This window comes from Halobacteriovorax sp. GB3 (assembly GCF_028649655.1).
Taxonomy (GTDB): domain Bacteria; phylum Bdellovibrionota; class Bacteriovoracia; order Bacteriovoracales; family Bacteriovoracaceae; genus BSW11-IV.
This window is the reverse complement of sequence record NZ_JAQSLN010000001.1, coordinates 369,900-395,281: the sequence shown is the minus strand read 5'-3', so window position 1 is coordinate 395,281 and position 25,382 is coordinate 369,900. Positions and strand designations below refer to the sequence as shown.

At 37.3% G+C, this 25,382-nt stretch carries 23 protein-coding genes; 8 read left to right on the top strand and 15 right to left on the bottom strand.

What is annotated here, in order from left to right:
• Positions 1 to 76: 76 nt before the first annotated feature.
• The 3 genes from HBN50_RS01935 to HBN50_RS01925 form a co-directional block, all read right to left on the bottom strand.
• Positions 77 to 1,069 (bottom strand): LysR family transcriptional regulator, encoded by a 993-nt coding sequence (locus tag HBN50_RS01935; RefSeq protein WP_273867473.1) that lies wholly within the window; start codon positions 1,067 to 1,069, stop codon positions 77 to 79.
• An 81-nt stretch (positions 1,070 to 1,150) separates the two neighbouring features.
• Entirely contained in the window at positions 1,151 to 1,933 is a 783-nt protein-coding gene (locus tag HBN50_RS01930; RefSeq protein ID WP_273867471.1) for a sulfite exporter TauE/SafE family protein, read from the bottom strand.
• 32 nt (positions 1,934 to 1,965) lie between these two features.
• The gene (locus HBN50_RS01925) at positions 1,966 to 3,507 is read right to left on the bottom strand and encodes an FMN-binding glutamate synthase family protein (RefSeq protein ID WP_273867470.1); all 1,542 of its coding nucleotides are present in this window, start codon (positions 3,505 to 3,507) and stop codon (positions 1,966 to 1,968) included.
• A 110-nt stretch (positions 3,508 to 3,617) separates the two neighbouring features.
• Between HBN50_RS01925 and HBN50_RS01920 the strand changes: the two genes are divergently transcribed.
• Positions 3,618 to 3,854, top strand: coding sequence for a zinc-ribbon domain-containing protein (locus HBN50_RS01920; protein WP_273867468.1), 237 nt, complete (start codon positions 3,618 to 3,620; stop codon positions 3,852 to 3,854).
• Here HBN50_RS01920 and HBN50_RS01915 read toward each other — a convergent pair.
• Positions 3,849 to 4,631, bottom strand: a complete 783-nt coding sequence (locus HBN50_RS01915) for a methyltransferase domain-containing protein (protein ID WP_273867466.1) — start codon at positions 4,629 to 4,631, stop codon at positions 3,849 to 3,851. The genes HBN50_RS01920 and HBN50_RS01915 overlap by 6 nt on opposite strands.
• A gap of 128 nt (positions 4,632 to 4,759) precedes the next feature.
• Here HBN50_RS01915 and adeD point away from each other — a divergent pair, with 128 nt between their 5' ends.
• From adeD to HBN50_RS01900, 3 genes are all read left to right on the top strand, one after another.
• Positions 4,760 to 6,529 carry an adenine deaminase gene (gene adeD, locus HBN50_RS01910; protein ID WP_273867465.1) on the top strand — a complete coding sequence of 590 codons (1,770 nt, stop codon included), beginning with the start codon at positions 4,760 to 4,762 and terminating at the stop codon, positions 6,527 to 6,529.
• An 89-nt stretch (positions 6,530 to 6,618) separates the two neighbouring features.
• Complete coding sequence (locus tag HBN50_RS01905) at positions 6,619 to 7,383, top strand: hypothetical protein (RefSeq protein WP_273867464.1); 765 nt, start codon at positions 6,619 to 6,621, stop codon at positions 7,381 to 7,383.
• A 262-nt stretch (positions 7,384 to 7,645) separates the two neighbouring features.
• Positions 7,646 to 8,548, top strand: a complete 903-nt coding sequence (locus HBN50_RS01900) for a hypothetical protein (RefSeq protein ID WP_273867463.1) — start codon at positions 7,646 to 7,648, stop codon at positions 8,546 to 8,548.
• A gap of 3 nt (positions 8,549 to 8,551) precedes the next feature.
• Here HBN50_RS01900 and HBN50_RS01895 read toward each other — a convergent pair whose 3' ends face one another.
• The 3 genes from HBN50_RS01895 to HBN50_RS01885 form a co-directional block, all read right to left on the bottom strand.
• On the bottom strand, positions 8,552 to 9,067 hold the full coding sequence (locus HBN50_RS01895; RefSeq protein WP_273867460.1) for an aminoacyl-tRNA deacylase: 516 nt from the start codon (positions 9,065 to 9,067) through the stop codon (positions 8,552 to 8,554).
• 8 nt (positions 9,068 to 9,075) lie between these two features.
• Positions 9,076 to 9,717 (bottom strand): protein-L-isoaspartate(D-aspartate) O-methyltransferase, encoded by a 642-nt coding sequence (locus HBN50_RS01890; RefSeq protein ID WP_273868339.1) that lies wholly within the window; start codon positions 9,715 to 9,717, stop codon positions 9,076 to 9,078.
• Between the two features lie 140 nt (positions 9,718 to 9,857).
• Positions 9,858 to 10,445: a TetR/AcrR family transcriptional regulator gene (locus HBN50_RS01885; RefSeq protein WP_273867458.1), complete on the bottom strand. Its 588-nt coding sequence runs from the start codon at positions 10,443 to 10,445 to the stop codon at positions 9,858 to 9,860.
• 121 nt (positions 10,446 to 10,566) lie between these two features.
• Here HBN50_RS01885 and HBN50_RS01880 point away from each other — a divergent pair, with 121 nt between their 5' ends.
• Complete coding sequence (locus HBN50_RS01880; RefSeq protein ID WP_273867456.1) at positions 10,567 to 12,279, top strand: sodium:solute symporter family protein; 1,713 nt, start codon at positions 10,567 to 10,569, stop codon at positions 12,277 to 12,279.
• 10 nt (positions 12,280 to 12,289) lie between these two features.
• Here HBN50_RS01880 and HBN50_RS01875 read toward each other — a convergent pair whose 3' ends face one another.
• From HBN50_RS01875 to HBN50_RS01865, 3 genes are read right to left on the bottom strand one after another with little or no spacing between them, the layout of a single operon-like run.
• Positions 12,290 to 12,802: an RNA polymerase sigma factor gene (locus HBN50_RS01875; RefSeq protein WP_273867454.1), complete on the bottom strand. Its 513-nt coding sequence runs from the start codon at positions 12,800 to 12,802 to the stop codon at positions 12,290 to 12,292.
• Positions 12,803 to 12,806: 4 nt separating this feature from the next.
• The gene (locus tag HBN50_RS01870; RefSeq protein ID WP_273867452.1) at positions 12,807 to 14,213 is read right to left on the bottom strand and encodes a coniferyl aldehyde dehydrogenase; all 1,407 of its coding nucleotides are present in this window, start codon (positions 14,211 to 14,213) and stop codon (positions 12,807 to 12,809) included.
• Positions 14,214 to 14,217: 4 nt separating this feature from the next.
• Positions 14,218 to 15,684 carry a sodium:solute symporter family transporter gene (locus tag HBN50_RS01865; protein WP_273867451.1) on the bottom strand — a complete coding sequence of 489 codons (1,467 nt, stop codon included), beginning with the start codon at positions 15,682 to 15,684 and terminating at the stop codon, positions 14,218 to 14,220.
• 215 nt (positions 15,685 to 15,899) lie between these two features.
• Here HBN50_RS01865 and HBN50_RS01860 point away from each other — a divergent pair, with 215 nt between their 5' ends.
• Positions 15,900 to 17,414, top strand: coding sequence for an ATP-binding protein (locus HBN50_RS01860; RefSeq protein ID WP_273867449.1), 1,515 nt, complete (start codon positions 15,900 to 15,902; stop codon positions 17,412 to 17,414).
• Here the strand turns inward: HBN50_RS01860 and HBN50_RS01855 are convergent.
• The gene (locus HBN50_RS01855; protein ID WP_273867448.1) at positions 17,409 to 19,031 is read right to left on the bottom strand and encodes an ABC-F family ATP-binding cassette domain-containing protein; all 1,623 of its coding nucleotides are present in this window, start codon (positions 19,029 to 19,031) and stop codon (positions 17,409 to 17,411) included. The two genes, HBN50_RS01860 and HBN50_RS01855, sit on opposite strands and share 6 nt — an antisense overlap.
• A gap of 55 nt (positions 19,032 to 19,086) precedes the next feature.
• Positions 19,087 to 19,389: an HNH endonuclease gene (locus HBN50_RS17575; protein ID WP_443135157.1), complete on the bottom strand. Its 303-nt coding sequence runs from the start codon at positions 19,387 to 19,389 to the stop codon at positions 19,087 to 19,089.
• Positions 19,390 to 19,431: 42 nt separating this feature from the next.
• On the opposite strand from HBN50_RS17575, the gene HBN50_RS01850 reads away from it, so the two are divergent.
• On the top strand, positions 19,432 to 19,701 hold the full coding sequence (locus HBN50_RS01850) for a GIY-YIG nuclease family protein (RefSeq protein ID WP_273867447.1): 270 nt from the start codon (positions 19,432 to 19,434) through the stop codon (positions 19,699 to 19,701).
• On the opposite strand, the gene HBN50_RS01845 is transcribed toward HBN50_RS01850, so the two are convergent.
• Complete coding sequence (locus tag HBN50_RS01845) at positions 19,681 to 21,960, bottom strand: RAP domain-containing protein (RefSeq protein WP_273867446.1); 2,280 nt, start codon at positions 21,958 to 21,960, stop codon at positions 19,681 to 19,683. The two genes, HBN50_RS01850 and HBN50_RS01845, sit on opposite strands and share 21 nt — an antisense overlap.
• A 112-nt stretch (positions 21,961 to 22,072) precedes the next feature.
• Positions 22,073 to 22,777 carry a protein kinase domain-containing protein gene (locus tag HBN50_RS01840; protein ID WP_273867444.1) on the bottom strand — a complete coding sequence of 235 codons (705 nt, stop codon included), beginning with the start codon at positions 22,775 to 22,777 and terminating at the stop codon, positions 22,073 to 22,075.
• A gap of 101 nt (positions 22,778 to 22,878) precedes the next feature.
• On the opposite strand from HBN50_RS01840, the gene HBN50_RS01835 reads away from it, so the two are divergent.
• The gene (locus HBN50_RS01835) at positions 22,879 to 23,175 is read left to right on the top strand and encodes a hypothetical protein (RefSeq protein ID WP_273867443.1); all 297 of its coding nucleotides are present in this window, start codon (positions 22,879 to 22,881) and stop codon (positions 23,173 to 23,175) included.
• Here HBN50_RS01835 and HBN50_RS01830 read toward each other — a convergent pair.
• Positions 23,172 to 25,349: a UvrD-helicase domain-containing protein gene (locus HBN50_RS01830; RefSeq protein WP_273867441.1), complete on the bottom strand. Its 2,178-nt coding sequence runs from the start codon at positions 25,347 to 25,349 to the stop codon at positions 23,172 to 23,174. The genes HBN50_RS01835 and HBN50_RS01830 overlap by 4 nt on opposite strands.
• Between the last annotated feature and the right edge of the window lie 33 nt (positions 25,350 to 25,382).

Below are 25,382 nucleotides of genomic sequence, written 5' to 3'. Positions count from 1 at the left end.
AATTTTATTGAACTGAGACCAAGTATATAGAAGAAGCTACTCAAGTGCTTATTATTTTCTCATTTTGATAATTATTTCACTTCTCGTGTTCATCACTATCAACAAGAAGATCCGAAGCGACATCAGAAACTTCAATTTGAAGGTCGTGATCATCATAAGTAAGAGGAACTTGCTTGATATTCGAGTGAATTAATTGTTTCAGCTTTTTAATTGAAATCAACTTTTCGTGATCTCTTCTCCAAATAGCAAAGAGCTTCACTTTGAGAGGTTCATCCAGATCAATCTTGGCAAGACCTTGATAATAATCCTCGAGAGGGTTTTCTGCCATGACCATAACACATCGACTTCTTAAACAGAGTTTTTTGATGTAGTCGTTATGATCACTATAAATAATTTCACGAGGAGCACATCCATTAAGTCTTAAGTAGTCTTCAATAATTTTGTTGGTAAGACTATCTTCAAAACTCTTTGCAAAAGGAATGTTATTAATGATCTCTTTTGGGTCTTTGAATTTTTCAAGAAGCTCTTCGGAGCAATAAAAACTCACTTCAAATGAACCAATTTCTTTAGACTCAAGTCTCTTTCTATTAGGCTCTTTTACTGAAATTCCCCAATCAATATGAGAGTTCAGTATATTTTCTACTAAGATATCGTGCTCGGCCTGTCTTGATGTATTAACAACTCCAAAGGGAGTGAATAAGTCCCAGTACTGTGAGGTAAACTCTAAGGAGATATCAGAAGAGATGGTATCTTCAATTCCAACAGAAACGGGATAGCCACCAATATCATCTGTGAGAAAGTCGTCTAGAAGTTTAGAACCTGCTTCAAAAACTTGCTTTGTTCTAACAAAGAGCTTTTTTCCCTCATCAGTTAGACTCATTCCCCTAGAGGTTCTATTAAAGAGCTCTTTTTCAAGAAAGTGTTCAAGCTTTTTAAGCTGCTCGCTGATTGTAGAGGAAGCAACGCCTAGACCTTCAGCAGCGGCCCTAAGTGATCGAGATCTCGCTACTTCATGAAAGCAGTATAAATGATTCCAATTGACTTCTTTTAATCTTTTTTCTCGTGCCATAGGAAAAAGTGTACTCTTTTGAGCCTAAGTTGAACATTATTTCGAACGCAGCGTTCGTAATTTCCTAACACTATTTTAGATCTATTGCTGAATCAAATCAAGGATCGATTTAAAAAGTAGTCCTACTAAAACGAAGTTGAAGATAATTTTAACGACTTTCTCATTTCCCTTAATAACAAGGCCACTTCCGATGTGATTTCCGAACATGGAAGCAACAATGGCGACAATCGCAACTTTCCAGAGAATGAGCCCCTTCGCTAGAAAGATAACGAAGGCCGTTATATTCGAAGTGAAATTCACAACTCGAGCGTTGGGAGATGCTTCCACCATATTCATGTTCATGAAGAAGACGAGGGCAATAATCAGAAATGTTCCCGTCCCAGGGCCAAAGAATCCATCATAACAGCCTATAATAAGCCCTATGAGACTAGAGCGAAGGATCATTTGCTTAGCACTAAGTGCTTCAACTTCGGCATCAGATTTCTTTTTAAGACTCTTTCCTTTGTACCAATTTAAAAAGAGAACAAAGGGAACCAATACAATAAGAAGATAAACCATTCGCTTAGAGTCAAGATGACGACTCAATTGAGTTCCAATACTTGAACCGATCAGACCTGTCACAATAGCATAAATCATGACTTTAAAATTGATAACACCATTTTTTAAGTAACGATAAATAGCAAGAGATCCCCCTGATGTACTCACACATTTATTAGTTCCAAGAATTAATTCACTGGGAACACCAAAAGCGAGGTAAGTGGGAATTGTAATCAGTCCTCCACCGCCTGCGACAGAGTCGACAAATCCAGCAAAGGCAACAAGACTAAAAAGAGCGCAATATTCTAAAAGAGTGAGTTCAAACATAGAGGGAGTATATCCCTCTCTTAAACTTTAATCTACTCTTTTAAGAGCTTCTCCATACTCTCAAATTTTAAAGGCTCTTTCTCATAGCCCATGATTTCTCTCAAGGTACTAAAATGATTAACCCCATTACTAAACTCAATATCTTCACCCGTGAATTGTCCTGGGTGCTCGTAGCCGGCCGCATGCGAGAGTTGTAGTAACTCTTTTCGAAGCTGCATGAGATAATTTGAAAAGTTCAAGGCCTTGCGCTCAACAGAAATACCTCCCTCAAGCCAAGCATTCTGAGTTGCGATCCCCGCAGGACAATGATCGGTGTGACACTTTTGAGCCTGAATGCAGCCAATACTCATCATTGCTTCTCGAGCAATATGGATAATGTCACACCCTAAAGTCATGGCAACAATTGAGCGATCGGGAAAACCTAGTTTCCCCGATCCAATCCATACGATTCTTTGACAGAGGTTTTTCTTTTGAAAGATCTGATACACTCTTGAAAACCCTATCTTAAAAGGCAAAGAAACGTGATCAGCAAAAGTTAGAGGAGCAGCGCCCGTACCTCCCTCTCCACCATCAATTGTAATAAAGTCCGGACCTTCATTTCTTTTTAGCATGAGATCACTTAACTCCTCCCAAAAATCTCCCTGACCAATAGCGGCCTTTATCCCAACGGGAAGACCAGTGGCCTTAGCAATTTTTTCAATAAAGTCGATGAGCTCATTTGGATTTGAAAATTCACTATGGGCATTAGGAGAAATGCAATCTTTACCAAGGGGAATTCCTCTAACACGAGCAATTTCTTTATTAACCTTTGTCCCTGGAAGAATCCCCCCTTTGCCTGGCTTTGCCCCCTGAGAGAGCTTTATTTCGATAGCTTTAATTTGAGGAATTTCTTGGCACCTTTTTACCATAGTATCAATACTAAAATTTCCTTCGAGATCGCGACAACCGAAGTAGCCCGTCCCAATCTGCCACATGATATCGGCTCCCTGAAGATGATAATCACTTACACTGCCCTCTCCTGTGTTGTGATAGCAGCCCCCAAGTTTAGCGCCAAGATTAAGAGAACTAATCGCCTTCTTTCCAAGAGAGCCATAAGACATTCCGGAGATATTAATAATAGACTTCGGTCTAAACTTCTTTTCTCGATTATTAAACTCTCCCATAACCTTCAAACAGGGAATCCCTGTTTTGTTATCTTTTAAATAAAAGGCCTTCTCGCTTGGATAGGGAATCCCTGCATTTTTAATAATGGGATAACCAATAGAGTAAATGACTTCACTCGTACCAAAGCCGAAAGTACTATTTTTATTTTCTGCAGAAGAATAAATCCACTCTCTTTCTGATCGATTAAAAGGCTGCTCTTCTTTATCATTGGCAACCCAATACTGGCGCATCTCTGGTCCAACCATAGTAAGAAGATAACGAAGATGACCAACGATGGGAAAGTTGTGCAAAATTGCATATTTCTTTTGAATGAAGACATCATGAATAAACAAGAGAATAAAGAAAAGAAATAGTCCGATGACACTCGCTTCGATAGGATTTTGATCTATCCAACTCAGTAAAGAATTCATATTTCACCTCTTGATCATCATTAATTTTATCACGATGAGAGAAAAGAATTGTTCAAGGATAGAAAATTAAGTTAATTTAAAGTCTACCTCGATAGACCAAGGAATTACTCATGTCGCGCACTTTTACTTTAGAAGATCTTCAAGAATACGCTCTAAGCCATGGAGGTCAATGTCTTTCAAAAGAGTATGTCAGCACGACAACGTCCTACTTATGGAAGTGTAAAAATGGGCACAAATGGAAAGCGACGGCACTCGAGGTCTTAGGAAAAAAAAGTCAAAAAGGAACTTGGTGTCCTAAATGTAAGAATGAATCAAATTTAAATTTAAATCTCGATGATCTCTTATAAGTCTTCCATGAAAGTTGAGAAGATTAGACAATTTCCAACTTCTTTATAGTCAAAAACGGTTAACCAAGGGTGCTTATGGAAAACGATACTCTTGGCCCCTTCTCCACGGACAACAACTTTGAATTGTTCTTCATTAGATTTTTCTCTAAGCTTTTCAAAAAGTTTTTCAATTTCTTTTAAATGGCCAAACTCATAAACAAAGTAATAATCCGCAACAGGAAGATCAAAACTCTCGCTGACGATATCTTGTTGCTCTAAGGACTTATTTTCTAGATTGAGATCTTCATAGACATTATTGCCATCTTCAACTCGTTCATTGCAATACTCATAACCTATAAATTCAATCGTCTCACAAACTTGCTCACAGACAATTCCCATACGGCCATACGCGGCCCCTAAATCAATGACTGTTTCATTTTTTTCAATTTCTAGTTCATTGACAATTTCTTGTAGTTCACAATACGGTGTTTGAAGAATTGACGGACTCAATCCGACGTAGGTTTGATGATCATCGTGCATAGAACGCCCCCAAGATCGCTGATTTCCACTTGGAAATTTCTCTTTAGCTTCTGTTAGCATTTCTTGCTCGATCGATTGAACATTAAAATCAAATAGATTATCGATAATCGTAGAAACCTTCAGTTGGTTTGCATAGGTCATCTCTTGAAAGGAGAAAAGGGCTTCATTTTTTAGGAGTTCTCTTTTTTGCGCATTAGAAAGAGAAAGCTCACTAATGGCTTCATAATCTTCGATATCTTGTAATTTTAAGTGTTTCATAGTCTTCTCTCCCCCTCACCCTATCGTTTTTTACCCCTTTATACAAATTGGATGCAGATAATTGCGAACCCTTCGATAAATGGGCTATGATTGGAGAAATGAACAAATATTTATTATAGGAAAGAAATATGTCTAAAGGGAATTTAGGTACTAAGAATACACAACAACTTACACGCGAAGAGATGAAAGAACTTTTAAGTGCTGCGCGTGGAGAGGGAGAACTCGATCTTCTGATTACAAATGTTAAAATTCTTGATCTCGTTAACGGTGAATTAATTGATTCCTCTATTGCGATCAAAGGAAATCATATCGCAGGGACAGGAAAAGAGTACGATGATCAAAGAACAAAGAGGACAATTGATGCCAAGGGACAAATAGCCGTTCCAGGTTTTATTGATGGCCATCTTCATATTGAATCATCTCTTATGCATCCTTTTGAATTTGAAAGATTAACTCTTCCCCTAGGAACCACAACGGCTATTTGCGATCCCCATGAAATTACAAATGTCATGGGAGACAAAGGATTTAGTTGGTTTTTAAGATGTAGTGAACAAATGAAGCAAAATCTCTTTGTTCAAGTTAGCTCTTGTGTTCCAGCCCTTCCTGGCTTTGAAACAAATGGTGGAGAATTTAATTTAGAGAATATGGATGAATACAAAAAACATCCAAATACACTTGGTCTCGCTGAAATGATGAATTTTCCAGGAGTCATTTATGCTAATGATGATGTTCTCGATAAATTAGAGGCCTTTGATGAGTTGAATCTCGATGGTCATTGCCCTCTTTTAAGAGGAAAAGAACTTAATGCCTACATCGCTGCAGGAATTCAAAACTGTCATGAAACCGTTACGGCAGATGAAGGAAAAGAAAAGTTACAAAAAGGAATGAGTCTCATTATTAGAGAAGGTTCTGTTGCGAAGAACTTAAAAACACTTGCTCCACTTGTAACAGATTTCAATTCATCACAATGCCTTCTTTGTACTGACGATAGAAATCCATATGAAATTTTTAATGAAGGACACATTAATTATCTTATTAAGAAGATGATAAATGAACTTGGTGTAGAACCACATGTGGCCTATAGACTCTCATCTTTTTCTGCTGCCAAGCACTTTGGACTAAAGAGACTAGGACTAATCGCTCCTGGGAAAGTTGCCGATATCGTTCTTCTGAAAGATTTAAAAAATGTTGAAATCGATGATGTATTAAAAAGTGGAAAACTTGTTAGCGAGATGAACCTTCAAGGAGAGCTTTCTTCTAAGCTAGATTTTTCAAAGCCTCCAATTGAAAACACAATGAAACGCTCTGCCGTTCAAGCAAAAGAGCTTCACTATGAATTTGAAATTGGATCGAAATATAATGTGATGGAAATTGTTAAAGATGAAATCATCACAAACCACCTTAAGCTTGAATACACAAATGACCTTTTAAAAGATGATGTTAAAAAGATTGTTGTCGTTGAGAGATATGGAAAGAATTCACCTATCACAATTGGTCTTGTCAAAGGAAGTGGTCTGAAATCAGGAGCAATTTGTTCTAGTGTTGCTCATGATTCTCATAATATCATTTGTATTGGTGAGAACGATGAGGATATGGCCCTTGCTATCAATCAATTGATTGAACAAGGTGGCGGATTTTGCGTGAGTCAAAATAAAGAACTCAAGGCCAATTTAGCACTTCCAATTGCAGGTCTTCTCAGCTTACAAAGTGCTGAAGAAATCACTGAAGGACTTGTCTCACTAAAAAAAGCTTGTAAAGCACAAGGTGTTGAGCTTGATGAACCATTTATCCAAATGGCCTTCCTTGCTCTTCCAGTTATACCGACACTCAAAATCACAGACCAAGGTCTCATTGATGTCACTAAATTTGAATTTATCGATTTAAAAGTATCTGAATAAAAATGGAGTGAGATTTCTTCTCACTCCTTTCTTTTATTGTCTCTCATAAAGAATGTCGCTATCATAAATATATATTCTTGGGAGGGATAATGAAAAAATGGATTTTAATCTTAGTAACATTCTTTAGCTGTTCAACTCTTGCAGCAGACTGGTCAACAACTTCAATTAGCTATTTAAAGGGAAGTAACTTCTCTGAGCAATTTGGCTCAGATAATAATCAAACGGAATTAACATTTGAACACGCGAGTGGCTGGAGTTATGGAGATAACTTTTTTTGGTTTGAAGGAACTAATGCCGACTTTGACTCAAAACAAAAAGCACCCTCTCTCTACGGAGAATGGTCTCCTCGATTTTCTCTTGGAAAAATATTTGGTTTCTACAATAGAGATCGTCTCGTTCAAGATGTCCTCATTTCCAATACTCTTGAATTCGATACATCAAGAGCGGTTAAGCAACTCTACGGTCTTGGAGTTGATTTAAATTTTGCTGGTTTCCAATTTTTTCAAATAAATTTCTATGTTAGAAATGATCCAACAAGAACGGGATCTACATTTCAAACAACCATTGCTTATAAGAAGCAATTTGATTTTCATGAAAAGATAAGAATGACTTGGGGTGCTTATATCGATATCGTTCACGGAAAAGAAGGAACAAAATCAGATAGCACACTTGTGGAATCTCACTTTCACACTGCTCAACAAATTCTCCTCGATATTGGTCACTTCTTTGGAAAATCCAATTCATTTTATTCTGGTATGGAGTATCAATACTGGAATAGAAAGTACGGGACTCCAGTTTCAAGTGGTGGACAAGTTGAAAATAATCCAAAGTTCATGATTAAGTGGATTCTATAAGCTTTAGGCCCTTTTGGGCCTAAATTTTCTCTGCTATATTCCGATTAGCTAGCTGAAATAACACTCCTAATAGCTCGTAAAAGGAATAAACTTGAGATTGCCCGACAAAAGAAGTCACCTACTATTCATTGGATCTCTTCTTCTTACTCTTATATTCAATTCTTGTACTCAGCTTCAACAAGAAAGAAGTCCTTCTTCACTAGCAAGCGATTGTTTCAAGTTTATTTCAGACACCTTCAATCCCAAGTTCTATTTAAATGAAATGGAATACGCAAAATTCAAAAAAGAATTTATAAATATTCAAAAGCAAATTAATTCGAGATCTCAAAGAAACAAAGAGTTCACTAAAGTCAAAGAAATGATCGACAGTACTCTCAACTCTAAGGAAAAGCTTAGGTCAATTTTTAATCACCTGCTTGAGCTAGAACTTAAACCTTATTCTCAACAAGTTTCTTTACAAGTTAAAGAAGCCCTTAATCATATTCACTTTGTTGCCACAGATGGAGATTTATCTAAATATGATCTTCCCCCTGGAGTTTATGAAAAACTTTCTAAAAAGGAAAATAGAGCAACGGCCTTTTTAACATCAGAAGATGGAGAGCACCAAATTGTCCTCTATTTCAGTAAAGAGATTCTAGATTCACCTCTGGTCTACGTTATTCTCTTTCATGAAGTATTTCACGTTATTCAGCATGAAGCTTTTCAAGATGCCTTACTTAAAAAACCAAAAAGAGCACTCAATCATCTAGAAAGATATAACAATGATTTAGAGGTAAGTTATTTTCAAGAACAAGGAGCGATGGCCGCTGAATGGAAATACTTGCGTTCTATTCCTGAAGATTTGTGGGATGAAATGAGCCGAGAGCTTTTTGAGAATATGAAAGAAGAGAATCTGAAGTCCGTTTTTTTAAGTTACTTCGAGCCCATTGCACCTAATTATAGAGAATTTGTAAAAAGACAAAGGTTCAATGAGAGATACTCTAAAACTGATTATCTCAATTCTTACGGAAATAAATTTAGCCGCTATCACTTCCACTACTACATGAGAGGGGCCATGACCCTAACAGGGCTCCAACTCTATCTTTCTTATAAATGTCGAGATGAAGAGTTTATAAAAAACTCTCCATATATCGACACCTATTTATGCAAACCTTTTGCCTTTTGAGCGTTAAGAGAAATTGTGTATATAATCGTCTTTATAAGTTTCCCATTCCTTGATTGGAACGGAGAAAAAGCTAATCATTGGACGTTCATTTTTAACTAATTCCAAATAAGGAATACGAACAAGATCTCGATGTGTTCCTGCATTGAAATAGATATCGCCATCCTTTTCAAAATGGTTAGAAAGAAAAATCGTTGCATTATAAAGCTCTGAAAAGGGAGGAATCGCTCCGACTTCACAATCATCGAAAGTCATCTCCATTTCACTCTCACTCATCAATTCAATATGTCGTGTTCCTGTAGAATCTTTAAAAGACTCTGCATGAAATCGCTCATTTGCAGGAAGAACGAGAAGTCCTTTCTCCCCATCAATTCGACAAGCAAGAACTTTGGCCATTCTTCTTTGCGGACAGTGTACACTAGCGGCCGTCTCCAGTGCCGTTTCTGTCGGTTCATGAGACATATGTTTATAATGGTAATTATGTTCATTTAAATAAGTTTGAACTTTAATTGGTAGGCTCATAGACCCTCCTATTGAATTAGTGGTTCAATCATGGGAACAAAACGAACGGGTAGTAATTCCTTTTTACTAATCGTTCCATCTCTATTTTTAATAATAAGAAAAAGTACTTGTTCAATCTCACCAACTGGAAGAATCATCATTCCTCCTTTGGCCAATTGTTCAATCAGTTTAATAGGAATTTCTTTTGGTGCAGCTGTAACTATGATTTTATTAAAAGGAGCCTTCTCACTCCAGCCGTTATAGCCGTTTCCAATACGAATACTGATATTTCGAATACCAATACTTTGTAATTTATCATTTGCTCTTTGGGCCAGATCAGATAAGAGTTCAACACTGTAGACCTCTTTAGCAAGAACTCCTAAAATAGCGGCTTGATAACCTGAACCTGTGCCTATCTCAAGAACGCGATCGCTCTCTTTAATCTCTAAGGCCTCAGTCATATAAGCGACAATATAGGGCTGAGAAATCGTCTGTCCAAGACCTATGGGAAGAGGCGTATTATCGTAGGCATACTCTCGATACTGCTTAGGGATAAATTCGTGTCTTGGTATTCGCTCCATCGCCTCAAGAACTCTCTCATTATTTATTCCCTGGGCCTTGATATAGCGATCAACCATATTCATCCTCTCCTCCTTGTAGGAGTTGGCCATCGATAATGTGGAATACAAAAGAGAAAGGCCCACGAGATAAGCTTTCATACTCTCCTCCCTACTCTAATCATCTCATAGCAATCAGGAAGAATGTTCAAAGCTCTTTCAAAATCTATTGAGAATGTAGATTTTTAAGGAGGTTATAACTTTAAGATACTTTCGATTAAAGGACGCAGATTTTTTATTTTATCTGTATTAGAATTGGATTGAGCTTGAACCATCAAGCCGTTGTAAAGAGTCACAAGTAAAAATGCTTTTTTCTGAGCTTCAACTTCATCTAGAGATTCGATTAAATTGAGAGTCATATTTTTTTCCAAATTTAACTGAGACTCCATAGCTAATTCGAGAGCTTTCTTAGGAACACTACCCGAATCAACAATCGTCTTTATAGCAAAACATCCACGGTGATCATCTTCTAGATGGAAGTCATTAAAGAACTCCTCTATGTTATTCATACCAAGAGGCTTTTTAAGAAGAACTTCATTAAACAATTCGTATTGTCTTGCTAAGTAGTACTCAAGACACAAGAAATAGAGCTCTTCTTTGGAACCGAATTCGTTATAAAGACTTTTTTTGTTGAGTCCTGTCTCATCTTGAATTTTATTCAAGCTCATAGCGCTAAAGCCTTCCTGCCAAAAAAGGAACATAATTTTCTCTAGTGCTTCTTCACGAATATAAGATTTTGATCGACCCAAAACGATGCTCCCTTGGAGAATTAATTCTATCATATTTTACACCAATCGGTGAAAAAAGATGAGTAAATATGATCACATGGGCCGATAATTAAAGACAATAATTTTAATCTCTGAGATGACAAAGGTTCTTGAAAATTGAGAGGAGAAATTTTTAATGAGAACACTCATTACGATTGATTACGTCATTATTGGCGTCTACATCTTGTTAGTCTTCATCGCAGGAATGGCCCTAACAAAGAAGGCATCAGACTCTGTCGATAGCTTCTTTCTTGGTGGAAGGACAATGCCTTGGTGGCTTGTCGGAATCTCTATGGCCGCGACAAATTTTAGTATTGATACTCCCCTTGCTGTCAGTAAATTTGTGCAAAAAGAAGGAATCAGTGGCGTCTGGTTCATGTGGGCATCAGCTATCTCTGCACTGTTTGTCACATTTTTCTTTTCAAGACTATGGAGAAGAACAGGGGTTCTCACTGATGCTGAAGTCATTGAACAGCGCTATAGTGGTAAGGCCGCTGAATACCTAAGACTTTTTAAAGGACTCTACTTTGGAGTTATCTTCAATGCCTTTATCATTGGCTGGGTTTTTCTCTCACTCAATAAAGTTCTTACGGCCGTCACCGACCTCAATGTTGAAATGGCGATGATCGTGAGCGTTAGCGTTGTTTTCATCTACTCTATTTCAAGTGGCTTCTATGGCGTCGTCATGACAGACCTTTTTCAATACTTCATAGCCCTTATTGGTTCGGTTATCTTGGCCTACCTTTCAGTTGCGAAAGTTGGAGGTCTCGATCAATTGACAACATCACTAAGCTCAATGGGAAAAGAAAAAGCAGACCTTTTAAATTTCTTTCCAGACTTTGATAATTCGACACTCATGCCCTTTAGTGTGTTTCTCGTCTATATTCTTGTTCAATGGTGGGCCCATAAATATGCCGATGGTGGAGGAAAGCACATTCAAAGAATGCTTTCAGCAAAAGATGAAGAACATGCCTTCAAAGGAAGTGCTCTCTATACATCTCTTACCTATTGCTTTCAAATCTGGCCTTGGATAATCACAAGCCTTTGTGCCATTATTCTTTTAGGAGAATCAGGAGACCCTGAAATGGCCTATCCAAGAATGATGGGAGAAGTGTTGCCTCACGGCCTTTTTGGACTTGTTGTCGTTTGCTTGATTGGTGCATTCATGTCTACTATCGACACTCACCTCAATCTTGGGGCTTCCTATATCGTCAACGATATTTACAAGAGATTCATGGTTAAAGATCAGACACCAAAGCACTATGTCTTTGCTTCTCGCATCGTTATGCTATTACTTATGATTGTCTCTTATGCTATTTCAAAGAATATCGACAGTGTCGCTTCGACTTGGAAATTTCTCTTAACATTTGCAAGTGGTGCTGGACTCACATGGATTATTCGTTGGTTCTGGTGGAGAGCTAATGCTTGGACAGAGTTTTCAGGAATGATAGCCTCAGGTCTTTGCGCTACAGTGTTAAAGATTTATGCAAACGACATGATCTACACAGACAAGCTTCTCATCACAGTTGCCTTCTCAACTGTTGTCTGGGTAACAGTAACATTTCTAACGAGCGCAACAGATGATCAAGTACTAAAAGATTTCGTTTTAAAAGTAAGACCAGGATCAGCGGGTTGGAATAAGATCACAGAAAAGTTCAATTTACCAAAGGGCGAATTCATGAAAAAAAGTCTTATGATGTGGCTGCTTTCTCTATGTGCTTTCTTTGGTCTTAACTTTGGAATCGGTGCACTCTTATTAAAAGGAAAGCCACTGGCCTTTACTCTTTTAGGGCTATCTCTTAGTTCATTAATCGCAATTATTTATATTCATAAAACGGAGAAGGCCTAGCCTTCTTCGTTTAATCTTTAGTGAGAAACTTCTTTCGAAGCTTTGTCATAGCGCGAGAGATTACTTTTCTTGCATTTGCTGGAGCAATATTGAGATCCTTTGCAATCTCTTCGTATTCTAAATCTTTAAAGTAACGACCTTCGATGGCCTCACGCTCTCTGGAACTTAATGAACTTAAGTCTAATTCTTCTTTCGTATCTTGTTGTTCACCATGATTATTTTCATCGAATTCTATCACCTCTACTTTTTTCTTTTTACAGAAGTCGTAGAGTTCACTTCTGGCAATAGTAAAAACCCACTTAGAAACAGCATAGTCTGAATTGTAATTATTTCTTTGCTTATGAAATTTTAAAAAGACATTTTGAAAGACTTCATCAACGGCATTTTGACTAGCAAGCCTCTTTCCAAGGTAGGCATAAACTTTTTGATGAAAACGAGAATAGAGAACATCAAAAGCCTCACTTTCACCTAATTTATACTTCGCCATAAGCTCTTCATCTGAGAGCATAGAAAAAGGATTCATTCATTTACCTTAAAAAGAATTTCGCAATAATTCTTTGAATCCAACTTCCATAGGGAGGATGTAGTAATAATGTTGAAGTAAAAAAACGATTTGCCTTAAGAACAGTCTTAGCGTGAGAAAAAGTTAGAAACCCTTCTCTTCCATGATAATGACCCATGCCCGAAGGACCAATTCCTCCAAAAGGAGCATCATCAGCTGCCACGTGCATAACTGTATCATTAATGGCAACCCCCCCGGAATGAATCTCTTTTAAAACTCTTTCCTTAACTTTGCCATCGTTTGAAATGAGGTAGCAAGCTAGTGGTCTTGGTCTATTTTGAACAAATTGAATGGCCTCATCTACTGATTCATATTCAATGATAGGTAATAGCGGACCAAAAATCTCATCCGTCATAACTTTTGATTCAAGTGAAGGATTTAAAATGAGCTTAGGACCCATTTTACGATTTCTCTCATCGTTTAGAGATTCTAAGCATTCAATAACCTCTCCCCCGTCTCTTTGTGCTTGTACAAGCCAGTTTCGAATTCTATCAAAATGAGAGGGGCTGATAACTGAAGTGTAATCACTCGGATTATCGCGATACATTTGCTCTATCTTTTTTTGATAGCTCTTAGCAAAATGATAGGCCTGTCCTTTTTTTACGAGAACATAGTCAGGAGCAACGCAAATTTGTCCGCAATTTAAACTCTTTCCATAAGAAAGTCTTGATACCGCAAAATCAATATCAACGCTAGAGTCGACAATGACGGGGGACTTTCCACCAAGTTCAAGTGTAACAGGTGTTAAGTTCTCACTACAGGCCTTCATCACATACTTTCCGACCTGAGTTGAACCAGTAAAGAGTAAGTGATCAAGCGGGAGATTTGTGAGGGCCTGGGCCATAGGAGCATCCCCACCAAAGAAGATGACCTCATCGCTTGTAAAATACTTTGGAACAATTTCTTCTAAAAGCTGCGTTAAAGAAGTTGAAAGCTCAGACATCTTAATCATCGCTCTATTTCCAGCAGCAAGGGCAAAAGAAAGTGGGCCAAAAGAGAGCATTAACGGAAAGTTCCAAGGAACAATAATTCCAATAATCCCTTTTGGTTGATAATGAACGTGCACACGTGATGGAAGAATTGAAAGACCACTATGACGGCTCTCTTTTTTCATCCACTTCTTTGTGTTCTTCAAACAGTAATTTATATTATTAATAACAGGTAAGATATCACCAAAGAGTGAATCATATTCACTACGATGGTTAAAGTCTTCGCTCATGGCCTTTGTTAGGGCCTCTTTATTTTCAAGAATAAGCTTCTTTAATCGTTTTAAACGATCTCTTCTCAACTCAAGTGAAGGAAAAGGCTCTTTTAAAAATGAGTCTCTTTGACTTGAAAATACCTCTTGAAGCTCATGAGCGTTATTAATCATGAATCTAGTCCTCTAGTGTAATAGGTGCCTGCTCTAATTTTGGTCCGAAAGTCATGAAATGACAAAAGGCCATAAACATTATTGAGGCAATTATACTATATGAACTACTAACACTAGGGTTATAAATTCCATGAAAGAGGTTTAAGTACAAATGACCAAAAAAACCAATACAACTTGAAGTAGCGACGACCCAAATTGGCAGTGTCTTCTTGAGAAGGACACCAAAAACAATGGGTGCAACACTGGCAGCGGCAAGAGCATAGACACCCTTTTGCGCGAAGAGACCAACAAATTGTGGTGGAGACCATGCAAGAGAAAAAGCCACAAGTCCAATCACAACGAGAACAAGACGAGATAGCCATAGACCGTGTTTTTCACTGGTGATTTTATTACCAGCAAGGGGTCTGTAAATATCATTAACAACCATACTTGATAGGGCAACAAGAATACCATCTAAAGTACTAAGACCTGCGGCAAGAAGACCTAGAGTGACAAAGGTAAGAAAATACTTCCCCCAAGAAGTTCCTGAGAATTCATTAATAATGTATTCACTAACCACAGCATCTTGTTTAATAGCAGCAAGACCAGAGAGCTTAGCATAGAAGCCAATAAAGAGCATTAAGCTAAAAACAACTCCAACGATAATAGTCGTTGAGATAAATTTTGTAATATCTTTATCATCTTTAAGATAAAGAATTTTTGTAAAGATATGAGGCTGTAACATCAATGCAAAACTTATGATAAAGCTTGATCCAAAGACTGAGAAGAAATCGTAATACAAATTACTTTCCGTATTAAATGGTAATGCAAAGTTAGGACCTACCGTTTGAAGACTCTCAAAAAATCCACCATCGAAATATTTAATGCCATGGAAAAAGAGAAAAAGGCTAATGAATACCATCATTAAACCCTGAAAGCTGTTTGTATAGGCATGAGCATATGTTCCACCCATTAAAACATAACTAAAGACGAAAACCAGAGAAATCACTAAGGCCATCTTTTGCGAGACAGGAAAAATAGAGCTCATTAAAATTGAACATCCAACTAAAATAAGGACAACAAACGTGACGCTTAAAAGATTAATTCCAGCGAAAAAGAGGGAAAGCTTACGAGAGCCATAGCGATGAAAAATCCAATCAGGAATAGTCAGGGCGCCCGTCTTATCTCCATGGCGGCGAAATCCTTTTGTTAAAAGAAGAAACGCCGTCAAAATACCAAGAGAAGCACCTACACCATAGTGAAGATATGCTGAAAAGCCGTGGTTATAAACAAAGCCAGGATTAATAACAAATGTCGCCGTTGAGGAGATTGAGGCGGCCATCGTGATTCCGACTAAGAGTGGGCTCATGTCTTTATTTCCAATTGAAAAAGACTTGAGACCTTTTGTTCGCTTCATTCCAATAAATGAAAACCAAAAAGTCACCGCGACAAAAAGTGCGGTTAATGCGTACTTAAAAAACTCTGCATTCATGTGTGTTAAACTCCATTCCCAATGTTCAAGAGTTTTTATCGTAAAACACTCAAAGCTACTAGAAGCATGCCGTTAAATCTGAGTTTTCCCAATCCAAATACGGACACTTAACGCATGTCTAAAAAAGGAAAATCCCCCCCTACGCAGCACACAAAAACAAAAACACCACCATTTCCACAAATTAATGCTACAATTTCCCTGTTCAAGGATGACGTATGATTGAAAATAGTGACTCGCAATTTTTTCTTGATAAAGAAAGATTTCTCGAAGAAGTTCTCGATTGCCTACCCTTTTATATTTTTTGGAAAGATAAAAACTCTCGCTACCTCGGCTGTAATAAAAACTTCGCCATGGTTGCAGGACTGAATTGCCCTTCTGAAATTATTGGGCTTAGTGACTTCGACCTTCCATGGGTTGATATGGCCGAACATTTTCAGGCCTACGATAAAAAAGTCATGGAATCAGGTGAAAACGAAATTGCGATTCGTGAAACACAACTTCAAAGTGATGGCCTCGTTCACTGGCTAGAAACCAATAAAATGCCAATGAAAAACTCGAAAGGTGAAGTCATTGGTCTACTGGGAGCATTCAAAGACATCACAGAACAAGTTCTTCTTGAAGAAGAAAATATAAAGAAAGAGAAGCTCGATCTGGTTGCTCAATTGGCCGGTAGCATTGCACACGACTTTAACAACTCTCTCTCTGTCCTCTCGGGACTCTTAGTCCTATCCCAAAGAAGAATTGATAATAAGGACTTCCTAGAAAAGACATTCAAAAAAATGTCCACAGCGATTAATAGTTCTAAAAATATTGCCAATAAATTTATTTCCTTCACAAAGGAAGAACAAAAATTTCTCTCGGTCATGGACCTTGAGCACTTTTTTGAAGAGCATCTTCCCCTTCTTTCGACGAGCTCTGGAATGAGAATTAAACTCAACTACATCGATAGCTCTCCAAAAGTTCTCTTTGATGAAGGTCTGTTTTTTCAACTCATCAATAATATTATTATTAATGCTCACCAAGCAAAAATTGAAGAGCCAAACTTTACAATTGAAATTTCTAAAACAAAACTTGAATCAAGAAAGAATCAAGAATTTGCCTGCATTAAGATGACTGATTATGCAGGAGGAATTCCAGAAAATATTCTCCCTAATATTTTCAACCCCTATTTCACAACAAAGGACAATGGTACTGGTCTAGGATTAGCCAGTTGTAAGAAGATTCTCTCTATGCAAGATGGAATGATCGAAGTGCAAACCAATCTTGGAGTTGGAACGACTTTTATCATTCACATACCAATTGCTGATCAGAAAATGGAAGAGAGTTTCATTAAGTTCACAAAAGATGTTGTAAAAGGACGAGGAACAATTGTTCTCATCGAAGACGAAGATGGGCTTAGAAGTGTTAATGTTGATCTGATTAACAGCTTAGGATACGATGTCATCGACTTTCCAAGTGTTGAGAGCTTCATTGAGTCGGAAATGGAATTTGAAGATATTCAAGCAATCGTTACTGACTTTCATTTTGAAGGATCAAATTATAATGGTCACGATCTTTTAAAATTTGCCAAGAATAATGAATCCAGTATTCCCGTTATTCTTGTAAGTGGATTTATTAAAAAGATTGGGGCCTTAGAAGAGTTTGATTTTGCTCTTCCAAAGCCATTAGAAATTCAAAAATTATCACAGGTACTCTCTAAATTTATCTCTAAACCTTCGGCAGTTTTATAGCTGAACTTTTGAGAGATAATATTTGTAATCACCAGGGAAAATTGTAACTCCCCCTTTGTCTACTTCATAAACTTTTTCAGCAAGTTCATGAAGAAAGTGTCTATCGTGACTTACAAAGAGAACTGTTCCTTCATAGCGCTTAAGAGCATCCAATAGAACCTCTCTCGATTTAATATCTAAGTGGTTTGTCGGCTCATCTAGAATCAGAAGGTTGTTATTTTGAGAAAGAAGGACGGCCATAACAAGTCTCGATTTCTCTCCACCGGAAAGATACTTAACTTTCTTCTTAACATCATCCCCTTTAAAGAGAAATGCAGCCAGCAAGTTTCTAATATAACCATCAGATGCTTGTGACAGAACGGCACGAACCTCATCAAAGACAGAACTTTCAGGGTCGAGAACTTCAAGAGAGTATTGGCTGAAGTATCCTAATTTAATACTTGGTCCAACTTTCACTTCTCCGCTCGTCGGTTCCGTTTGACCACTTATACATTTTAATAAAGTCGACTTACCAGCGCCATTGACACCGACAATAGCTACTTTTTCTTGTCTCTTTACAAGTGTTGTTAGGTTTTCAAAAACATTAACATGTTCACCTTTGGAATTTTCCCAAGACTTAGAAAGATCTTTTAAAACGATAACATCATCCCCACCTCTTGGCGGAACAGGAAATTGAAAGCTAATCGTCTCTTCCTCTGGTGGAACTTCAATACGATCAATTTTCTCTAATTTCTTAACACGAGATTGAACTTGGGCAGCATGAGAGGCCCTCGCTTTAAACTTTGCGATAAATTCCTCTTCTTTAGCTAACATATCTTTTTGTCTTTGTGCTTCCGCCTTTAACTGAGTCAGACGAAGCTCTCTTTCTTGAAGATAGTAATCATAGTTTCCAGAGTAAACAGTTGCTCTACCATGAGCAATTTCAATCGTTTTTTTACAAACATTATTCATGAAATCCCTATCGTGGGTCGTCATGAAAATAGCTCCAGGATAAACTTTCAACCACTCTTCAAGCCATAGTATTGTTTCCATATCGAGATAGTTGGTAGGCTCATCCATTAGAATGAGATCTGGCTGCATAACAAGAACTTTCGCTAAAGCAATTCTCATCTTCCAACCACCACTGAAATCTTCAACTTTTTTCTGGTGATCAACAGGAAGAATACCGAGACCTGTTAGAATTTCTTCCGCTCTATTTTCCAGGTCATATCCACCACGCTTTTCAAACTCACTTTGAACATCACCCATTCTCATGAGAATGTCATTCATCTCATCGTCCGAATACTTTTCGTAGTCATTCATCATTTCTTGGAATTCATCAAGTTGAACTTGAAGTTCTTTAACTTTTGCATCCCCTTCCATAACTTCTTGCAAAGCAGTCTTACCGGCCATTTCTCCTACTTTTTGAGAAAAATAGGCCCATCTCAATTTATCAGGAAAGCTAATTTGCCCCTCTGTGGGTTGATCTTCACCGATGATCATACGAAAGAGAGTTGTTTTTCCGGCACCATTTGGACCAACAAGACCAACTTTCTCTCCAGGGTTGATCTGGAAACTAACAGAAGAATAAAGGCTCTCGCCCCCTAGAATCTTAGAGACATTTGAAATACTAAGCATGAATAACCTCGAAATTGTTTCGCTTATTCTAACAAAGTCTGCGCAAGCTTGCACACTACTTGTTAATTTTTCGAGGTTTTATTTTAAAAAGATATTTATTTAGGAAGTTCAAGAATCGGAAGGTCAAAGGGTTTAAATTATCCTTTAACTGATTGCAATGACGATGGGTAATTTGAATATTAGACCAATTATCCTTGCCTCCTTTAGAAAGGGGGACAATATGATCAACAGAAGAGTCCTTATAGGCCTCAATAACCTCTCCACAAAGAGCACAGGTCTTTGTTTTCACCCAAAGCTGCCATCTGCGATTTAGACGGCATGATTTCTTAAACTCTTCATGTTCAGATCGATCATCCATTAGCTCTTCCCTAATAATAATTTAAATTATACCCTAAATTCTATGTGGTACATATACATGATTCGAACGACAAAAAATAAACTCTACACAGGAATAACAACTGATGTATTGAGGCGATTTAATGAGCATAAATCGGGAAAAAAAGGTGCGCGTTTTTTTCGTTCAAACACACCTAAAGAAATCGTCTATGTGGAAGAATCAGAAAATAGAAGTTCGGCTTCAAAAAGAGAATACGAAATTAAAACTTTTACTAAATCTCAAAAAGAGAGACTCGTAAAGTCAGAGCTCAATCTAGTTGAGCTCTTTCAATAACGTTCTTAATTGACCTTTAAATTTATTATTCCACTCATGAAATGGAACATGAATGACCTTTAAGCCTTTTGCTTTAAGAAGGTCTTCTTTCATTTGCTCCATTGGTCTTGGGATATACTCTCCCGCCTTATTCATAAAATAGTGAGTTGGTCCATCAACTTCAACAACTAAGTGGTGCTCAGGAATAAAAATATCAATATGGCCCAACAAGTCCTGATCAAAGTGTTCACGAAGAACTGCGGAACTAATCTCATTTCGAATAAAGCTTTCCACGTTCTTTTGAAAATTAGAAATTTTGAAATCAGAATGATTTTCAAAGTAGTTCTTATCTTTGCGAACAATATTTGGCAGCCCTTTATTTGATAATTCGATACCATAAACATTTTGCATGTAAGATTTCGTTAAATAGAGCGAGTGAATCACTTTTATATCTTCGTGATCAATATTAGCTTCACCCCAATTAACACGATTCCATACGGACTCAACACACTCAGGACATTTATCTTTGATCGCCTGAAGATAAGGAACAATGTAAGAGAGTTCAATTTCTTGCAAATCATCGATGAGATAAGGATGAAGAGTTTTCGCTAATTTTGTCCCCAGTTCTTTATCGAAAGATGAGATACTAAAAACAAATTTTGAGATTTCCTGTCCTTGTAACTCAGGAGCTCTTCTCTCTATTTCAGCGGCGATTTTTTCTAACGTCTTTTTCTCTGGCAGTAGACCATCCCCTTTTAAATCAGAAAGGATATAAGAGAGAGTGTCATTGTTTATAACTTCTAAGTAAGGAGATAAGTTTTCAAGATTATCAAGTTTATGCACATTTGTTGAAGTTGAAGGCATTTTCTTTAATATCTCAACCACTGTTCGCATTTGTTCAGGAGTTACTACGTCTTTAAAGTCATTGAGTCGTAAAAAGAAGCGATTGGCCGCTTCAGGATTCAGAGTTCCATAACGACTAACGAGGAGTCCCTTTCCAACAAGATTATTAACTCTGAGAGATTTAGAAAAATCTTTCTTTACTATCTTAGCAAGTGCTCTTGCATAGACTTTATCTTTTCTTTCATCACCCCAAAATTTTTGAACAGCATAGTCTACTTCCTCTTCACTTCCCGATGTAATCTCAGAAAGAATGAGTGATCTATTTTTATTAGTAATAGGTTCTTCTAAAAGACTTGCAAGTTTTCCAACTCCGCCCTCTTGTTCCGAGCTAGCGCCCATAAGATTTAGAGCAATGTTATAAGACTCAATTAATTTATCAGAAGGATTTTCATCGGCACGAAATTTCGATTTAAATATTTCTTTCTGAGCATCTGTTACTTCATAAGAGGATCTCGTTCCATGCATTGCAATTGCGATATTACGAGCAATGTGATCATTTGCAATGAGATGTTGATCAAAATCTTTTGCAGTTAAAAGATATTCAACAAACTTCTTATCAACCATATGAAAGTACTTTCTTGCAATCATACTCATCATATTAAGCTCTTCTTCACTATTAATCTCTAAATGATCAACAATGGCCAAAAGAACGCTATTAAGTGCTTCCCCTTTGTTTTCGGCATGGTCGAGAACGAGATAATTAAGTGAACTAAAGACGTTAGGAAGTATATTATCTTGAGAACTCGATTCTATAAAATAAATTAATCGCTTTGTCAGACCCTGAATAAAGCTATTGGTCATATCTATATTTATATTTTTAAGAGATCGAGTTGTTGAATGAAGCGAAAGAAATGAAGCCTCTGCAATAAAGCTCTCTGCCTTTTGCGCCATAATTTCTTTAACAAAGTCTTCAATATTGCCATTATAGAAGCGAGAAGCTCCTTTTAAAATAATACTAAAATCATGAATCGTTGAATTATCAACAGCAAGATAGACAGCTTGATCAAGCTTCGTCTGCGTTTGTTTAGATGCTTCATAACCAAGTTCAGCTAGATCAAAGAGAAGATGTCCTATTTCATCAGTTTTTAAATTAAAAATCTCCTGAAAGACTTCACTATCAACGAGACTATTTTGCTCTTCTGTTAACTTTTGCTTTAAGGAAATTCCTAAATGAGAAAGAGCTTCCTCAATACGGTATTGGTGGCGAAAGGCTTCCGCTGCATTAAAGCACTGATTCTTTCTCTTCTCTTTTTTTCTTTTAAGTGATTTCTTCTGCGCCTCTCTGCCAAAATCAGTGGCCTTTCTACGTTTACCTGCATAAGCATATTGAGTAGAGAAAACAAGTGTGGCAATGAGAAGTGATGCCTTCAAAGACATGAGCGATCCTTTTACAAAATTACTTATCTCTTTGAATTTATACGATTACGGGTCTCAAAATAAGAGACTTTGAAGGATTTCCATAGGCCGATCAATAAATTGACACAAGATTCTAGACTTCTTCCCAGGGAGTATTTTCGAGGTAAATCCTCAACATTGTTGGGTTTTTAAACTTCTTTCGAATCAAAGTTTGCTTTTGCCCCAAACAAATTCCTTTGATAATAGATGGCTGTTTGGCGTATTTCTTTTTCCCACCAACAAGATAATAAAGTAGCTGACACATATGAATAACATCATCCTGGATGGCACCTCTGCGCTGATGAAAAACATCAATGAGCTTAATCTCATACTTCAGCCCCGACTTTTGAATGATGATATTCTCTTCGTGCACATCTCCATGTACTTCTTTTTTCAAGTGAATTTCCTCTACCGCTTTTACCACTGCATAGAGAATGTGAAGTGCTTGGTAAAAAGGCAGACCTTTCTTATAGTAGAGATCCATGTATTGGCAAAGGGTAGACCCTTCAACAAATTCAGAAAGAAGATAAGTTACTTCTTGTCCATTATAGATCATCGACTCTTTAGAAACGTACTTAATGAGTGAGTTACAGCTACTAAGTTTGTGTAGCTTTTTAGCATAGGACTGTATCTTTCTTTTATTCCAATCATGGCTTGGATAGAAAAACTTTGCAGCACGTTCAATACCCGTTCCCAATTCTCGTACGAGATAAACCTCGCCCTCTAGTCCACCACCTAAACGTTGAACAATTTCGTATTTCTTAGAGAGAATTTTTCCTTCGGGAAAGTTGAAGTCCATAGTTAATCCACTTAGCTTTTTCCTAACTGATTAGGCAAATAAAACGATTTATCTTTAATTTAAATTTCGTAGAAAATATGGGTGAAACAAAGGAGTTTCCCATGACTACAAAACTATTTTTAATTGCTACTTTTCTTATCGTCATTTCAGGTAATTTTGTTACAAAGACTTTAGCTGATACGTCTTTCAATAGTGAACCTACGATCAATACAGAAGTTACTACAGAAACGGCAAAAGAAGAAACAGAAGAGGAAAAAAAGAAAAAGAAAAAAGAGCAAGAACAAGAGAGCTCAATCTCTACTTCTGATGCCTTTACTCTTTCTTCTGAGGATATCGACTCGTCTGAAGAGTCTTCGCCACTTGAAGAAAGTGACGATTCTGAAGTCTCTGATTTCTAGAAAAGAGTCGTTCTTTGGGCAGGATGAAGAACCCAAAGTTGATAAATGGCCCTAGTCGCAGCGAGATGCAGTCTCTTTCTCGCCCTAGGGCCTTCTGGATAATTCTCTCTATCTGCATCTGGTATAATCACATAATCAAATTCTAAACCTCTAATCTGATCTACCGTCGTAATATCGACACCTGGTTTAAAACTAAAATCAGCATTCTCGACAAGCCTAACTTGAGAAAGAGAGTCAAGCTCTTGATATAGAGCTCGCGCTGTTTCTTTCTTGTTACAAATTATTGCCACAGAAGCTCTCGACTCTCGTTTAATGAGATCATCAAGAGATTTTGAAAGAACGATGGCCGCATGACCAAGGTGTTGTACTTGCGTTTTAATAACTGGAGCACCTGATTTATTAGATTGGGGTTTCTCACTTGGAGCAAGCGGCCCTAGCACTGTATGAGCAAAGTCTACAATTTCACGCGGAGAGCGATACGAGACATTTAACTTTGTAATTCCTGAGTGATCATCAATACCAAGATTTGTCAGAACATTTTCCCAAGATTGAAAGCTCATAGTCGGATCAATCTGTTGAACAGCATCACCTGCCACAGTGAATGTTCCCTTATCAGTAATGATCTTAGAAAGAACTTGTAATTCAACTGCACTTAATTCTTGCGCTTCATCTAAAAAGAGATGCTTGAAAGGACGCATTGTTCTTTGATTTATTAGAGAACCTCTTTTAAGGTCGATACACTTTAACAAGAGCGCCACATCTTCTCTATCGAGATAGCTGCGATCTTTTGTTTTCCCATCGACTTCTCTTTCATAGTACTCTCTATCTTCATCAAGTTTAGAAAGTTGTCTCTGAGTGTACTCCTTAAGCTCTTCAATCATCCTTTTTGTTATTTTTCCTTCAGAGTTCTTGAGAAGATATTCATAGAGAAAAGTTGAACTTAAAAAGTTGAAATAATAGTTCTTGATATCAAAGGCCTTATCAAGAATACTCTTAGCATTCAATTTAGCAATAGGATCATTCAGTTCGAAAACAGCAATCTTAGCATCATCTAGAGCGTCCATTGGCTTCTTATTGAAGTCCACATCCACTCCATACTTGCGCATCTTTTCAGAAAGTTTTTTATTCTCATTTTTCACATACTCCTTCATTGCTTGCAATAGAAGTGGATTTCTCTTTATGAGAGAAACAGATAAAAGAGTATTGTCATGAATTTTCTTAGTTAAATTCTTTATATTTTGAAATAGTAATTGTGATAAAAGATCCTCAATCGTTTTCACTTTAACTTTTTCGAGTCCTATCTTATCAAGAAGAGACTTAGAGAGACGAATCAGACCTTCATTAGGAACGAGCACGGCAGCTTCATTGGGATAGAACGCCTTCTTCTCAACCAAACGAGCAATTCTAAAGAGAGAGACTGTGGTCTTTCCACTTCCTGCTCCACCAATAATAAGAAGAGGACTTTTTGCATCCTTATTAACAATTTCAAACTGAGTTTTATCAAGCAGTGAAATAACATCGGGAGAATCAAAGTCGGTCATCCCTGTTCCAAAGCTTAGGTCCTGGTAAGAACTTCCCTCTCCACCAGAAAGTACGATCTGACTGGCCTGTAAAGTACACCAATTTTTGTCTTTTAAAAGATAACTCTCCCCGTCTCGATCGATTCGATAAAGTTTACCATCGACAATCGTAATCACAGATTTTTGAACGATCTCTCCTTCAATTGTTCGATTTTCGACATCGAAATCAAATTCATCCCCTTCATCAAATTGATAATACATCTTGGCCATTGGAGCTTGTTTCCAATCCAAAATTTTAAAGGGAATCGTCTTATGAAAGAAAGACTTATGTCCAATATAGATATCTTTCAATTTACCTTTTTGATTAATTTGCATATGACCAAAAAAGGGTGATGATATTTCAGGTAATTCAAGGGCCTTTGAAAATTTGCGTGCGAGATCATGTTGAGTATTCAATTGATCCATGATTCCAGGAAGGTCATCTGACTTACAATACTTTGCTTCTAAGCGCAGGGCCTCAATACTCTTTTCAATTTGTATAAGAGCATCGAAATTCATCGTTGGTATTGTCTTTATAAGTTCGACAACATTATCAAAATGTTTGGCGATTTTTGTTAAATAATCGAGAGTTTCCTTACTCGTTACAGCTTTCAATGGGGCTCCTCAAAAAAAATTGCCCCCACAGTA